13 protein-coding genes are annotated in these 13,812 nt (G+C 64.8%); 2 read left to right on the top strand and 11 right to left on the bottom strand.

Annotation, left to right across the window (positions count from 1 at the left end):
- Positions 1 to 3: 3 nt before the first annotated feature.
- Positions 4 to 315 carry a hypothetical protein gene (locus G9373_RS23495; protein ID WP_005563197.1) on the bottom strand — a complete coding sequence of 104 codons (312 nt, stop codon included), beginning with the start codon at positions 313 to 315 and terminating at the stop codon, positions 4 to 6.
- A gap of 375 nt (positions 316 to 690) precedes the next feature.
- Between G9373_RS23495 and G9373_RS23490 the strand changes: the two genes are divergently transcribed.
- Positions 691 to 1,134, top strand: a complete 444-nt coding sequence (locus G9373_RS23490) for an SPW repeat protein (RefSeq protein ID WP_011597573.1) — start codon at positions 691 to 693, stop codon at positions 1,132 to 1,134.
- Positions 1,135 to 1,212: 78 nt separating this feature from the next.
- Here the strand turns inward: G9373_RS23490 and G9373_RS23485 are convergent, their stop codons facing one another.
- From G9373_RS23485 to G9373_RS23440, 10 genes are all read right to left on the bottom strand, one after another.
- The gene (locus tag G9373_RS23485; protein WP_054245801.1) at positions 1,213 to 2,403 is read right to left on the bottom strand and encodes a TerC family protein; all 1,191 of its coding nucleotides are present in this window, start codon (positions 2,401 to 2,403) and stop codon (positions 1,213 to 1,215) included.
- Positions 2,404 to 2,527: 124 nt separating this feature from the next.
- Positions 2,528 to 4,021 carry a gamma-aminobutyraldehyde dehydrogenase gene (locus G9373_RS23480; RefSeq protein WP_054245802.1) on the bottom strand — a complete coding sequence of 498 codons (1,494 nt, stop codon included), beginning with the start codon at positions 4,019 to 4,021 and terminating at the stop codon, positions 2,528 to 2,530.
- On the bottom strand, positions 4,018 to 5,403 hold the full coding sequence (locus G9373_RS23475) for an aspartate aminotransferase family protein (protein ID WP_054245803.1): 1,386 nt from the start codon (positions 5,401 to 5,403) through the stop codon (positions 4,018 to 4,020). Before G9373_RS23475 ends, G9373_RS23480 begins: the two co-directional genes overlap by 4 nt.
- Positions 5,400 to 5,861, bottom strand: a complete 462-nt coding sequence (locus G9373_RS23470) for an Lrp/AsnC family transcriptional regulator (protein ID WP_005264039.1) — start codon at positions 5,859 to 5,861, stop codon at positions 5,400 to 5,402. The genes G9373_RS23475 and G9373_RS23470 overlap by 4 nt, the downstream gene beginning before the upstream one ends.
- 86 nt (positions 5,862 to 5,947) lie before the next feature.
- Complete coding sequence (locus G9373_RS23465; protein WP_206032528.1) at positions 5,948 to 7,483, bottom strand: APC family permease; 1,536 nt, start codon at positions 7,481 to 7,483, stop codon at positions 5,948 to 5,950.
- A 78-nt stretch (positions 7,484 to 7,561) separates the two neighbouring features.
- Positions 7,562 to 7,942 (bottom strand): cupin domain-containing protein, encoded by a 381-nt coding sequence (locus G9373_RS23460; RefSeq protein ID WP_167117007.1) that lies wholly within the window; start codon positions 7,940 to 7,942, stop codon positions 7,562 to 7,564.
- Positions 7,939 to 9,363: an FAD-dependent oxidoreductase gene (locus tag G9373_RS23455; RefSeq protein ID WP_167117005.1), complete on the bottom strand. Its 1,425-nt coding sequence runs from the start codon at positions 9,361 to 9,363 to the stop codon at positions 7,939 to 7,941. The genes G9373_RS23460 and G9373_RS23455 overlap by 4 nt, the downstream gene beginning before the upstream one ends.
- A 176-nt stretch (positions 9,364 to 9,539) precedes the next feature.
- The gene (locus G9373_RS23450; RefSeq protein ID WP_167117002.1) at positions 9,540 to 10,979 is read right to left on the bottom strand and encodes a family 43 glycosylhydrolase; all 1,440 of its coding nucleotides are present in this window, start codon (positions 10,977 to 10,979) and stop codon (positions 9,540 to 9,542) included.
- A 123-nt stretch (positions 10,980 to 11,102) separates the two neighbouring features.
- On the bottom strand, positions 11,103 to 11,534 hold the full coding sequence (locus G9373_RS23445) for a nitroreductase/quinone reductase family protein (protein WP_167117000.1): 432 nt from the start codon (positions 11,532 to 11,534) through the stop codon (positions 11,103 to 11,105).
- A gap of 342 nt (positions 11,535 to 11,876) precedes the next feature.
- A complete protein-coding gene (locus tag G9373_RS23440; RefSeq protein WP_120659549.1) occupies positions 11,877 to 12,812 on the bottom strand; it encodes a zinc-binding dehydrogenase in 936 nt (311 codons plus the stop codon).
- A gap of 113 nt (positions 12,813 to 12,925) precedes the next feature.
- Between G9373_RS23440 and G9373_RS23435 the strand changes: the two genes are divergently transcribed.
- Positions 12,926 to 13,771, top strand: a complete 846-nt coding sequence (locus tag G9373_RS23435) for an SDR family oxidoreductase (RefSeq protein ID WP_346842847.1) — start codon at positions 12,926 to 12,928, stop codon at positions 13,769 to 13,771.
- Positions 13,772 to 13,812 lie beyond the last annotated feature (41 nt).

Here is a 13,812-nt window from a genome sequence, read left to right as displayed (position 1 = left end):
CGCTCAGTACCGAATCCGGAACGGCGTTCGGCGGCGTCGCCCGGTTCGCCGAGCCCACGGTCGGTCCTCGGTAGTCGCGAACGTCCACGCGGCGATGGCGACGGCCGCAACGGACAGCAGGTCGGACACCGTGAGGCCGTGCGTGGCGTCGAACTCCCAGAGGACTTGACCCTCGAGCGGTCCGTTGCCGAACAGCCACAGAACGGCGGCAGCGACGGTGGCTGCGGCGGACAGGCGGGAGGGGCGTGCAAGGCACAGTGTGGTCGCCGCAAACAACAGGTTCATGAACACGAGTGGATAGAAGGGCAGCGCCATCCCGCTATCCTTCCAAGCTGCGCCGGGACTGCGCGCGCTGGGGCGCGGTCACGCAACCGTTCGGTCGGGCGGGTCGTTCTTTCTTGTCGTGTCTTCCCTGGCGGGTAGTTCGCGCAGGTCTTTCTGCCGTATCGCTCTCCCGATGAGGATCGCGAGCGGCACCGACAGTGCTACCCACACGAGCGCGACCCAGGCAATCCACCACACAATTCGAGTATGCCCGCCCCTGGACGCTTGCCCAAGGGCGCCGCGGTCCGAGGGGACTGGTCGGTAGCACAAATTCGCAAAAATTACCTGGTTATCGCTGGTTTGCCCTGCCAAGTTCGGGGCACCCCCTTCGGTAGGGATTGGTTCTCTTTTTCAAGGAGGTGGGTGATGACGACACCAGGTATGTCGATCGAGAGACACCCTGATATCGCCGAGTTGCGGGCTCGCTACGACCGAGTCTCGGAACAGCCGATGACGCAGGTCACCGAGGGCCTGATGTTCATGGCGGGCCTCTACATGGCGGCGTCGCCGTGGATTGTCGGGTTCGCGAGCCAGTCGGGCCTGGCGATGTGCAATCTGTTGTCGGGTGTTGCGGTGGCACTGCTTGCCGTCGGTTTCACGTCGGCCTACTCACGCACGCACGGCATGGCGTTCGTCGCGCCGCTGCTGGGTCTGTGGATGATCGTCAGCCCGTGGCTGGTCGTCGGAGTTACCACCACGGCGGGAATGATCTGGTCGAACGTGATCTGCGGCATCGTCGTCTGTCTGCTGGGTCTCGGTATCACCGCCATGGGCATGGCGGACGGCGGAATGCGGATGAGGAGGAGGTAGTCGCGGCGCGTGCCTTCATGGGGATGGGGCACGAGTCACAGGAGCGCCCGCCGATTCGGTGGGCGCTTCGTTGTTCGTCTAATTCTGTTTGAGAAACGCGTCGTGCTCCTGGTGGGCGCGCTTGATGAGGTCCATGAGTGCGGTTTCCTCGCGGACCATCTTCTTGAACTTCGGGTCGAGCTTCTTGAGCTGTTCCTCCTCGCCCCGCAACTTGTCATACATGCGTTCGCGCTCGGCCAGGTCGGCGGTGTAGTCGAGGTCGAGGTAGTTGATCGCGTGCCGCCGGGCACCGGCGATGGCGGATTGTGCCCTGCCCCGCTTGCTGGTGAGCGACGCGATCACGGTGATGACGAGGATGCCGATGATGACGGCCAGCGACGCGAACGTGCTGATCTCGATGACGTTCACCGGTTCGCCGTCGTTGACGAACGGCAGGTTGTTCTCGTGCAGCGCATGCAGGATCAGCTTGACCCCGATGAACGCGAGGATCGCGGACAGTCCGTACGACAGGTAGATGAGGCGGTCGAGGAGACCGTCGAGCAGGAAGTACAGCTGCCGCAGACCCATCAGCGAGAACACGGTGGCCGTGAAGACGACGAAGACGTTCTGGGTGAGGCCGAAGATCGCGGGAATGGAGTCGAGCGCGAACAGGATGTCGGTGCCGCCGATCGCAACCATCACCAGCAGCATGGGCGTCATCGCCCGCTTGCCGTTCTCGATGGTGAAGAGTTTGTCGCCGTCGTAGTGCTCGGTGGTGTGCATGAACTTCTTCGCGATCCGGATGATGAAGTTGTCCGCCGAGTGCGAATCCTCGGTCTCGGGTCGCAGCATGTTGCCGGCGGTGATCAGCAGGATCAGGCCGAAGAAGTAGAACACCCACGCGAACGAGTTGATCAGCGCGGCACCGAGGAAGATGAACGCGGTCCGGGCGAAGATCGAGAACACGATGCCGAACAGCAGGACCTTCTGCTGGTCTTCGCGCGGCACCCGGAAGCTGGACATGATGATGAGGAAGACGAAGAGGTTGTCGACGGACAGCGCCTTCTCCGTGACGTAGCCGGCGAAGTACTCCGAGCCCATGTCGACGCCGCCGAAGATCAGGACCGCGACTCCGAAGAGCAACGCGAGTCCGACGTAGATCGACGACCAGATCGCCGCTTCCCTCAGCGTCGGGATGTGCGCGTGGCGGACGTGGAAGAAGTAGTCGAACGCGAGCAGCGCGACGATCACGATGATCGTCACAATCCAGGCGAACGGAGTCACATGCATCGTCTCTGCCTTTCAGCTGAAGCGAACGCGCCTGTTCGTCAGCGTAGTCGCGCACAGGGCGGGACTCGGCAGAACCGCCGCGGTCGCCGGGACGGCACACACGCTGCCGTCCCGGCGATCGGGCTTATCCTCGGTCGCCGAACACCGTCCGGTGCCAGTCCTTCCTGGCGGTTCCGGTGATGTCGGACATGACGTGCTTGACGTTGGTGTATTCGTCGAGCGAGTACGTCGACATGTCCTTGCCGTAACCGGACGCCTTGTACCCGCCGTGGGGCATCTCGCTGATGATCGGGATGTGGTCGTTGATCCACACGCAGCCCGCGGCGATGTCGCGGGAGGCGGTTTGAGCCCGGTACAGGTCCCGTGTCCACGCGGACGCCGCCAGCCCGAAGTCGGTGTCGTTGGCGAGCGCGATTCCGTCCGGATCGTTGTCGAACGGCAGGACGACGAGAACCGGGCCGAAGATCTCCCGCTGCACGATCTCACTCGACTGGTCGGCACCCACGACGAGCGTCGGCTCGTAGTAGAAGCCGGATGCGAGGTCGCCCCCGGGGACGGATCCGCCGCGGACGATCTTCGCCCCGGTGTCGCGGGCGCGATCGATGAATCCGGCGACGTGCTGCTGCTGTCGCCGCGACACCAACGGCCCCATGTCGGTCTCGGGATCGGACGGGTCGCCCAGGCGGACGGTATCCATGAGTGAGGCCACCCCGGCGACGAAGTCGTCGTACAGCGGACGCTGCACGTAGGCGCGGGTGGCCGCGGTGCAGTCCTGGCCCGAGTTGATGAGGGCACCGGCGACGGCTCCGTTGATCGCCGCCTCGAGATCGGCGTCGTCGAACACCACGAAGGGGGCCTTCCCGCCCAGTTCCAGATGAAGTCGCTTGCCCGCCGCGGCGGCCGCGATCTGCCGTCCCACGGGCGTCGATCCGGTGAAACTCACCATGCTCACGTCCCGATGCGACACCAGCGACGACCCCGTCGTCACGCCGCGGCCGGTGATCACGTTGACGACGCCGTCCGGCATTCCGGCTCGGGACGCGGCCTCCGCGAACAGCAGCGACGTCAGGGGAGTGATCTCCGCCGGTTTGAGCACGATGGTGTTGCCCGCGGCGACCGCGGGCAGGACCTTCCACGCGGCCATCTGCAGTGGATAGTTCCACGGCGCGATCGAGCCGATCACCCCGACCGGTTCGCGGCGGATGCTGGACGTGTGGTCGGGGGAGTACTCGCCCGACGCCTTGCCCTCCAGATTGCGGGCCGCGCCGGCGAAGAACGACACGTTGTCGATCGACCCGGGAACGTCGAACTCGGTCGAGAGTTTGATCGGTTTGCCCGTCTGCCGGGTTTCGGTGCGTGCGATGTCGTCGGACATCTCCGTGAGCTCGGCAGCCCATCGAGTCAGGACGGCGGAACGCTCGCCCGGGCTCGTCGTCGACCAGTCCGCGTAGGCGGTCTTCGCGGTGGCGACCGCGTCGTCGACGTCGTCCACCGATGCTTCGGTGCGGGAGGAGATCACCTCGCCCGTGGCCGGATCGAGCACCTCGTACCGTTCGGCCGCCCGGCCGTCCCGGTAGCGGCCGCCGACGTACAGCCCGGGAAGGTCCTGGTGGTTCACAGCAGGGTCCAGGCTTCGGTGAGGACGCTGCGGAGGATGTTTTCGATTTCGTCGAATTCGGTCTGTCCGCAGATCAGGGGCGGGGCGAGTTGGATGACCGGGTCGCCGCGGTCGTCGGCCCGGCAGTACAGGCCGGCGTCGAACAGGGCGGTGGAGAGGAACCCGTGCAGGATCCGTTCGGCCTCGTCATCGGTGAACGACTCCTTCGTGGTTTTGTCCTTGACCAGCTCGATGCCGTAGAAGAAGCCCTCGCCGCGCACGTCCCCGACCATCGGCAGATCGGTGAGCTTGTCGAGGGTGGCCCGGAACGCCGGCGCCTGCTCGGCGACGTGGGCGTTGAGGCCCTCGCGTTCGAAGATGTCCAGGTTCGCCAATGCCACCGCCGCCGAGACGGGGTGCCCGCCGAAGGTGTAGCCGTGCGCGAACATCGACGTCCCGTCGGCGAACGGTTCGAACAATCGGTCCGAGGCGATCATCGCCCCGATCGGGGAGTACCCGGACGTGAGGCCCTTGGCGCAGGTGATGATGTCGGGGACGTACCCGAAGTCGTCGCACGCGAACATCGACCCGATCCGGCCGAACGCGCAGATCACCTCGTCCGAGACCAGCAGCACGTCGTACTCGTCGCAGATCTGCCTGACCCGCTCGAAGTAGCCGGGCGGGGGCGGGAAGCAGCCGCCGGCGTTCTGCACCGGTTCGAGGAAGACGGCGGCGACGGTGTCCGGGCCCTCGAATTCGATGGCCTCGGCGATCCGGTCGGCGGCCCAGATCCCGAACGCCTTCGGGTCCGAGCCGAGGGGTTCGGGGGCCCGGTAGATGTTGGTGTTGGGGACCCGGAACGCGCCGGGGGTGAGCGGTTCGAACGGGGCCTTCAGGGCGGGGATGCCGGTGATGGCGAGGGCGCCCTGCGGGGTGCCGTGGTAGGCGATGGAGCGGGAGATCACCTTGTGCTTGCCGGGTTTGCCGACCTTCTTGAAGTACTGCTTGGCCAGTTTCCAGGCGCTTTCGACGGCCTCGCCGCCGCCGGTGGTGAAGAAGACCCGGTTCAGATCGCCGGGGGCGTAGCCGGCGAGGCGTTCGGCGAGTTCGATCGCCGGTGGGGTGGCGTAGGACCAGAGCGGGAAGAACGCGAGCTGTTCGGCCTGCTTGGCGGCGGCCTCGGCGAGCTCGGTCCGGCCGTGACCGGCCTGAACCACGAACAACCCGGACAGCCCGTCGAGGTAGCTCTTGCCGGCCGCGTCCCAGATCCGGGCACCCTCACCGCGGGTGATGATCGGCGGGGTGATGTTCTGCCCGTGCCGGGAGAAATGCCCCCACAGGTGGCGGCGGGCTGCCGCTTCGAGTTGCGGCGTCGTGGGCGAAGAGGTGGTAACCGTGGTCATCGGGTTCCCCAATCATATTGCTGTTTGACAAGTTTCAGGTACACCATCGTCTCGGTGCCGAGCACACCGGGAATAGTGCGAATTTCTTTGTTGAGCACGGTCAGGAGGTGGTCGTCGTTCTCGCATACGATCTCGGCCAGAATGTCGTAGGCGCCTGCCGTCAACACGACGTAGTCGATGGCGTCGACGTCGGCGAGCCGGGCGGCGATGTCGGTGACGTCCCCGGAGCAGCGGATTCCGACCATGGCCTGACGTGAGAATCCCACTTGAACGGGGTCGGTGACCGCGACGATCTGCGTGACGCCGGTGTCGATCAGCTTCTGCACGCGTTGGCGTACAGCCGCTTCCGACAATCCGACGACCTTGCCGATGGCCGAGTACGACCGCCGTCCATCCTCCTGAAGTTGCTCGATGATCTGCTTGGACACGGGATCGAGAGAGGCAGGCTGCTCAGACATGCTCGAATCCTCCCTTGCTCGTGGTGTCGAAGACAATCGGCTCGGACATTTCGGAAACTATCGCCTCTTCCCGGTGACGTCGGCACTCACGACTCGGGCACCTTCACTTCCGTGTCGGCGGTGAGGGTGCGTCCGCGGAAGAAGTCCCGGGAGCCGGTCGCGAAACACAGCAACATCAGGGGGATTCCGACCACCAGCATTCCGACGCCGAGAACGAACACGCCCCCGAACGGACCGAACGCGGTGAATCCGTAGTCGGGACGCAGCATGTCGACGGCGCTCTGAACGAAAGCCCACGTCATGCAGAGGGCACCGAGCAGCGGAAAGATGCCGCGCATGAACAGATTCCGGGCCGAGTCGAGGAGTGTCCGACGGAAGTACCAGACGCACGCGTAGGCGGTGATGCCGTAGTAGAAGGCGACCGCGAGTCCGAGCGACGCCACCGAATCTTGCAGGGCGTTGGCGCTCGCGAACGACAGGACCAGGTAGAACAGGAGCGCCGACGCTCCCATGACCAGGGTTCCGAAACCGGGGGTCATGTATCGGGGGTGCACGGTGGAGAATTTTCGCGGCAGTGCTTCGTAGACCGCCATCGACAATGTTCCGCGGGCCGTCGGCAGGATGGTGGTCTGGGTCGAGGAGAGCGCGGAGATCGAGACGGTCAGCAGCAGCAGCGAGGCGGCGACCGGTCCGGCGACCGGCCCGCCCAGGGTGGTCAGCACGTCGTCGACGTTTTCGGGATTGTTCAGGCCGATGCCGGTGTCGCCGAACCCGGCGAACGACAGGACCGCGTATCCGACGAGGACGTACGTGGCGACGAGAATGACCGTGGTCAAGACCGCGGCGCGGCCGGGGGTCCGCTCGGAATCCTTTGTTTCCTCACCGACTGCCAGGCAGGCATCCCACCCCCAGTAGATGAAGATGCACAGGATGATGGCCTGTGCGGCACTGGACATCGAGATGCCGGTGGGAATGATCCAGTCGAGTTTCGGGGTGATCGCCTGCGGGCCGGCGGTGCCGCCGAACACCTTCGACAGTGCGATGACGCTGACCCCGATGAGGACGGTGAACTGCACCGCGATCAGGACATTCTGCAGCCGTTCGCTGATGAGAATGCCGCGAAAGCTGACGTACGTCATGGCCGCGATGAAGAAGCACCCCAGCAGCACCTTCGCGGCGAGCGACTCGGCTGCCGCGTGCAACCCGAGAACCTCGAACAGGTAGATTGCCGCAATCTCCGCGGTGTTGGCGAGGACGATGATCGCGGACACGGCGAGTCCCCACCCCGCCATCCATCCGATCCACGGACCGAACGCCTTGGTGCCCCAGGTGAACGAGGTCCCGCAGTCCGGCGTGTCGCGATTGAGCTCGCGGTAGGCGAACGCCGTGAGCAACATGGGGATGAACGCGACGAGGAACATCGACGGTGCCTTGTCGCCGACTGCCAGAACGACGTAACCCAGCGTCGCGGCGAGGCTGTAGGCGGGCGCGACCGAGGACAGCCCGATCACCGTGTTGCCGATCAACCCCAGTGCGCCGCTGTTGAGGCCCTTCGCGGAGCCGAGCGGGTTCTGGGTCTTCGAGGGCTGGGTCTTCAAGGGTGGAGGTTCGGCAATGCTCATCAATTCTCCCTCGAGGTGTGCGGATGCGGGCAGACGTGCCCGTGCAGGTGTAGTACAGGGGTGCAGTGGTTTTCGCGGTTATGTTGCCGGTGCGGCGATGAAGACCTTCCGCAGCGTGTCACGCACGATCCACCTGGTTTTCTGGCCGGACCGCACGTGGACGACACTTCCGGGACTGAGCTCGAGATCCGGGGTGCCATCCTCGAACTGCACGGTCGCGTCGCCGCTGAGCACCACGAACACCTCGTCGATCTCGACGTCGCACGAGGTGCTGGGCTCGATCTCCCACACGCCGACGGTGACACCGGCGAAGTCGCCGAGCACTCGTTCGCCGACCATCGGCACGCTGTCGCCGATCACCTGCTCGTCCGGGAGACGGTGGTAGTCGAGATCGGCGGTTCGAGCCTCGATGTGCGGTCCGGATTCCCAGGCGACGACCCCGATCGCGGGGTCGATCACGAGTCGAACCCCAATCCCACCGCGTCGAGAGCCTTGAGGAACAGGTTCCGTCGGCCTTCCTGATGATCGGCGCGATCGAGGGACCACCGGGTGGCGTTGATGCCGGCCGCCGCCAACGGTTCGGGCGGGAAGGGGAGGGGCATGGACTTCACCAAGTCCAATTCCGTCAACGCCGTCGTCTCGCCGGACACCTTGTCGAGCATGACGTTCGCCGCGAAGCGGGAGGCGCCGACACCGAGACCGGTGAAGCCGGCCGCGTACGCGATCCGCCCCTTCGCCGCGGAACCGAAGAACGAGCAGAAGCGTGTCGACGTATCGATGACGCCGCCCCACTTGTGGGTGAACTCGAGGCCCTCGAGCTGAGGAAACGTCGTGAAGAAGTGGCTCGCGAGCCTCGCGTGGGATTCGGGGCGGTCTTCGAGGTCGTGGTGCATTCCCCGCCCGAAATGGTAGATCGCGTCGTATCCGCCCCAGAGGATTCGGTTGTCGCGGGTGAGCCGGTAGTAGTGGAATTGGTTGGACATGTCGGCGACGCCCTGTCGCGCAGACCATCCGACCTCCGCGAGCTGTGCGTCGGACAGCGGTTCGGTCATGAGCACGTAGTCGTACACCGGAACCGTGTGCAGCCGGTACCTCTTCAGCAGGGACGGAAACGCATTGGTTGCCAGGATCACTCGTCCGGCCGACAGGGTCGCGGACGCCGTCCGAACGCCGACCCGGGACGACGATCGGGAGCGGACGAGATCGAGAACCTTGGTGTGCTCGAACATCTCGACACCGTGCTCCGCGCACGCCCGGCCGAGTTCGGTGGCGAGCTTGGCCGGATGCACCAGCGCGGTGGACTGCTTGTCCCACAGACCGGCCAGATACGTCGGCGAGTTCACCTGCGCGCGCATCGCGGGCCCGTCGAGCACCGTGGTGGTAGCGCTCGGCGGAGTGTGGAACACGTCCTTTGCCTGGTAATCGGCGATCGCGACCGAGATCGCGCCGTTCCGTTCGAAATCGCAGTCCAACCCCAGAGTGTGGACGGTCTTCTCGATGGCGTCGAGGTTCTCGAGCCCGAGCGCTTCGAGGGCGTCGATCTCCCCCGGCCAGCGTCGTCGTCCGTTCTCGCTGCCGTGGGTCAGGCTGGCTTCGACGAACCCGCCGTTACGGCCGGATGCCGCCCATCCGATGGTCTCGCCCTCCACGAGCGCGACGGACAGTTCGGGGTGGCGCTGTTTCGCGAGCAGAGCACTCCAGAGTCCGGTGTATCCGCCGCCGACGACCACCAGGTCGTACGCGGCGTCGGCCGAGGCGGCCGGGTAGGTGGGGGTGTCGGCGACGTCCTCGATCCAGAACGGTGCCAACCGGGTGCGCCGGAGCGCATGGTCGACGACCTTCGCGTTCGGTTGATTCTTCTCGAACACTGTCTGCAGCATGGAGCACCTTTGTTGGTGGAATGACCGAAAGGTGACGTGTGAGGCACGTCACCGTGGCACCCATCCTGACCTACGCCTGCCACTATTTCAATAGCGATAGGCGAGAAATGTTGCGGATTCAGTTGTCAAAGTGAGAATCGGAAACCGAATCGGTTGTTCCTTGCCGGAGTGCCTCGTCAGCGCGCGACCGTGCCGAGGTGCAGCGACACCGAGCGGACCGGGCTGATCCTGGCCTCGTCGCCGGACTTCACGGCGTGAACGGTGCCGAACTCGACGGTCTCGTCGGGGTAGGTGCCCGCGAACGCGTAGGCGTAGTAGGTACCCGCGACCGCATCTCCCGGGACCGTGTAGGCGATGGCCTCCTCGAACACCTCGCCGGGTTGCAGGTCTACATCGACCGGCCCGAAGAACGGATCGCTGGTCTGGCCGTCCGGCGACACGGCGCTCACCCACACCTGCCCCGCGTAGGGCCGATCATCGGGGGCCTCGACGAGCATGGTGGTGTCGACGGTCCCGCCGCCCGGAGGCAGCGTGGTGTCGGAATCGGCGCGCAACGTGACCCGCACCGGCAGATCCGTGTCGGGGTTCGCCGGCCCAGTCGACGCGGGCGAACCGTCACCCACCTCGGGCCAGCCGTTCGCCCACACGATCCGGTCGATCATCCCTTCGCGCCGGCGGGCTCCGCTGGGCAGATCCCGGTTGTCGCGCGGAATGGCGTGGTACACGATCCAATCCGAGCCCGCGTCGTCGGAGACCACCGTGTTGTGGCCCGGCCCTGCCCACGGTTCGCTGCCGGCGAGGATGAGGGCCCCTCCGCCGTCGTTTAGGTCCTGGCCCTTCCGGTCGAGGTACGGCCCCGTCAGCGTCTCCGACCGGCCGACGAGGACGCGGTAGGCGGTGTCGGCGCCGTTGCAGCAGTTGCCGGCCGAGAGGAACAGGTAGTAGTAGCCGTCGTGGAATTCGACGTAGGGGCCCTCGAAGCGCTCGTCCGCGACGCGTACGGGTTCGCCGGCCGCAGCGGTCCCGTCCGGGCTGAGCGGGATGGCGTGGACGCCCTGAAAGTTGCCGACGAACATGGTCTTCGTCGTGCCGTCGTCCCACACGAACGGATCGATGGTGCCGCCGACGCCGACGTCGTGGGCGCAGAACACGGGCCGGCCGAGATCGGTCCACGGTCCGGTGGGCCGATCGGCGGTGGCGAGACCGATGCACGGGTTCGACTCGTCGTAAAGCGAGTAGTACAGGCTGAACTGACCGTCGGACTCGAGCACGTTCGGCGCCCACGCGAGCTTGCCGTCGGGATGCCACGCGGGCCGGTCGGGGAAGACGTCGCCGAGGTACATCCAGTCCATGAGGTCGGCGGACTTGAAGATCGACATGTTGTGCATGCCCTGGCCGTCGCCCCAGTCGTCGGCGGTTGTGTACATGTAGAACATGCCGTCGGATGCGCGGACGACGCTCGGGTCCGCTGCCACCGGTTGCACGATCGCTTCGGCCGTCGCCGACGGGGCAGGCGCACCCATGAAGACGAGAAGCATCAGCGTCGTTACGATCCACCCGCGCCGCGGACGGTGTCGGGTGCCGGACTTGTGCAGCGCAGCATCTTCAGTGTCCACGTCACTCCCAACCTCGCCCGCCCGGAACCCGCAAATCTATAAGGGTGAGGTCGAGGTTAAGAGTGGAACCGGCTCACTGCGCCGGACTGCAACCGAACCGTGTTCTGCCGGCGGTGACCGCGGTCAGGTCGTGGGGTCGAGCAGAACCAGAGGAATCTCGCGGTCCGTTTTCTTCTGGTAACCGGCGTATCCCTTGTAGGCGGCAGTCACCCTCGGCCACAGACGGGCCCGCTCCTCGGCGGTGGCCACGTGAGCGCGCATGGACTGCGCGGGGTTTCCCTGGAGCGACAGTTGGACCACCGGGTTGGCCTGCAGGTTCAGGAACCACGCGGGGTTGCGGTCGTCGCCACCACGTGACGCCACCACGACGAGGGTGTCGCCTTCCCGCACCGGGACGGTCAGCATGACGCTGTGCACCTTCCCGGTCTTGCGGCCGACGGTGGTCAACTCCACCGCCGGCATCTTGCCGAAACTCCGCCCGACCCGCCCGCCGGTAATGCGCAGCAGGGCGCGGTGGGCGGCGTTCATGAACTTGAGTCCGCGGTCCGTCGGCATGGTTTTCAGCGTAACGGTTGATTCCTCGAAGGGTGTCGCTACAGGGCGGGCACACGGAGGGTTTCCAAGATCAAAGTGTGACAATTGAACGGGAAACCCTCCTGACCGAACCGTCGCGGGCGGTCTGACTACAAACGAACGTGTCGGGGCCGCACGGGGGTTGCTGTGCAGGCCCATTCAGACTCTGGCGCGGATCTCACGAAGTCAACAGTGCCGGATCACCGCAGGTAGGTTCACAATGCGCTGGTGTCCCACTCAGTGGGCCCCTTTCGGGGGTCAGTTGGGCGGGGCGGCAGTAGCATCGGGCAACCGTCGCCTATCGGCGGCAAGCGGAGGTCGGACCTAGAGTACGGCGATGAGGCGTCCGTCAGGTGCGCCCTGCTCGAGGCGGTGCAGGCCTTCGGGAATCTCGCCGAAGGAGATCTGCTCGGTCTTCGGCTGTACTGCCCCTTTGGCTATCAGCGCGAGTATTGCGCTCGCTTCGGCTTTGGTGCCGTTCGATGCACCGACGATATGTACTTCTTTCATAGTGATGCTGGGGATCGAAACGGATGTGGCTTCGACGCCCAGCCCAACCTCGACGATGCGGCCGCCATGCCGAATGGCTCCGATTGCGGAGTCGAGGGTTCCGTCCGCGCCCGCGAAGTCGATGATCACGTCGAGATCCTCGGATTCGAAGACACGGATGTCCTTCGAGCACGACTCGACACCCAGATGGCATGCGAGTGGCCACCGTGCCTCATTGACGTCAGCGACGAACACGGAAGCTCCTGCGGCCTTGGCGATCTGGACACCAAAGTAGCCGAGGCCGCCGAATCCGACTATACCGACCTTCATCCCGGATTCGATCTGTCCAGCTGTGTGCACTGCCCTGTACGCGGTGCGACCCGAACAAGTCGCCGACGCCGCGTCGCGAAACGACAACCCATCGGGTAAGGCTACGGGGAGGTGGGACGGAACCCTGACCTTCTCGGCGTAGCCGCCGTCCATCGCGGTCCCTGGGCCGTCCGTGGTTGCAGGTATCCCGACACGGTCACCGAGGACGAACTCAGAGACGTTCGATCCGACAGCAGAGACGGTGCCGACTATCTCATGGCCGAGTGTGATGGGGACGTGTCCGAGTAGGTGCGTGATAGTTCCGTTCATGAACCCGATGTCGGAGTGGCACAGGCCGACCGCACCGGTGTCGATGACGATGTCTTCGGGGCCGGGCACCAGTTCGCCGACTTCTTCGTGTCGCAGTTTTTCGTTGACCGCGGTAAATCGCCATGCCTTCATTGCTTCGATCCTTTACGCTATGCCGTCGATGGCGGCTTGTGGTATATCGAAAAGTGTTGTTGCAGTTAACTACAGCTGTGCAACTATCATCAACGAAGTGGACGACTCGGTCCGTGATCCGCCTCGGGCAGCATTCGTTATCACGCTTGCCGGGAGCCGAATTCAATCTGAAAGAAGTCAACATGCAACTCGAAGGAAAACGCATCCTGGTCACCGGTGGCGCCCAAGGTATCGGTGCTGCCATCGTAAAGGCATACGCCATGGAGGGTGCGACCGTGCGTTCGTACGACCTGAACGAGGAGGGCGGTAGGGTCGTCGCGGAGGAAGCGAGCGACGCTGGGCCCGGAGTGGTCGAGTTCTCGCGTCTCGATATCACCGACGGTGATGCTACCGAGTCGTTGTTCCGCAGTGCTGCAAGAGAACTTGGTGGAATCGATGTCCTGGTGAACATCGCCGGTCTGCAGCGCTCCGCGATGGCCGAGGAGATCACCGATGACTTGTTCGAGAGCATCTACCGTGTGAATGTGCTGGGAACGATTCATACCAACCAATCCGCGTACCGGATCATGCAGTCGGCAGGCACGGGGGCGATCATCAACTTCGGGTCGATGTCCGGATTTACCGGGGAATTGGCCAACGCCACCTACGGCTCGTCCAAGGGTGCCGTGCATACGTGGACCAGGACTGTCGCCCGTGAGTGGGGTCCATCCGGAATCCGCGTCAATGCTGTTCTGCCCTATGTAAACACACCGATGTTCGACAAATACACCAACTCGCTGGGGCCAGAGGAGCTTGCCGCCTATCAGGAACAGCTCCGCAAGGACATTCCGCTCGGTGGAACGTTCGGAAACGCCGAACGCGATCTGGCTCCGGTGCTCGTATTCCTGGCGAGCGACGCGTCGCACTTCATCACCGGTCAGCTGCTTCCGGTCGACGGAGGATTTGCAGCCGTACGGTAGCGGAAAAGCTCTGTACCCCCTGGTCCAGTGGACCAGGGGGT

The sequence above is a fragment of the Rhodococcus sp. A14 genome (assembly GCF_011603105.1).
Classification (GTDB): domain Bacteria; phylum Actinomycetota; class Actinomycetes; order Mycobacteriales; family Mycobacteriaceae; genus Rhodococcus_F; species Rhodococcus_F opacus.
Note: the sequence above shows the minus strand (reverse complement) of the source record. Positions and strands in the feature narration are given on the sequence as shown.

Bases quoted from the DNA above. Each gene is read 5' to 3' on its own strand.
- G9373_RS23485 (WP_054245801.1), bottom strand. From the start codon at position 2,403: ATGCATGTGACTCCGTTCGCCTGGATTGTGACGATCATCGTGATCGTC.
- G9373_RS23465 (WP_206032528.1), bottom strand. From the start codon at position 7,483: ATGAGCATTGCCGAACCTCCACCCTTGAAGACCCAGCCCTCGAAGACC.
- G9373_RS23495 (WP_005563197.1), bottom strand. From the start codon at position 315: ATGGCGCTGCCCTTCTATCCACTCGTGTTCATGAACCTGTTGTTTGCG.
- G9373_RS23470 (WP_005264039.1), bottom strand. From the start codon at position 5,861: ATGTCTGAGCAGCCTGCCTCTCTCGATCCCGTGTCCAAGCAGATCATC.
- G9373_RS23490 (WP_011597573.1), top strand. From the start codon at position 691: ATGACGACACCAGGTATGTCGATCGAGAGACACCCTGATATCGCCGAG.
- G9373_RS23475 (WP_054245803.1), bottom strand. From the start codon at position 5,403: ATGACCACGGTTACCACCTCTTCGCCCACGACGCCGCAACTCGAAGCG.
- G9373_RS23440 (WP_120659549.1), bottom strand. From the start codon at position 12,812: ATGAAGGCATGGCGATTTACCGCGGTCAACGAAAAACTGCGACACGAA.
- G9373_RS23455 (WP_167117005.1), bottom strand. From the start codon at position 9,363: ATGCTGCAGACAGTGTTCGAGAAGAATCAACCGAACGCGAAGGTCGTC.
- G9373_RS23445 (WP_167117000.1), bottom strand. From the start codon at position 11,534: ATGCCGACGGACCGCGGACTCAAGTTCATGAACGCCGCCCACCGCGCC.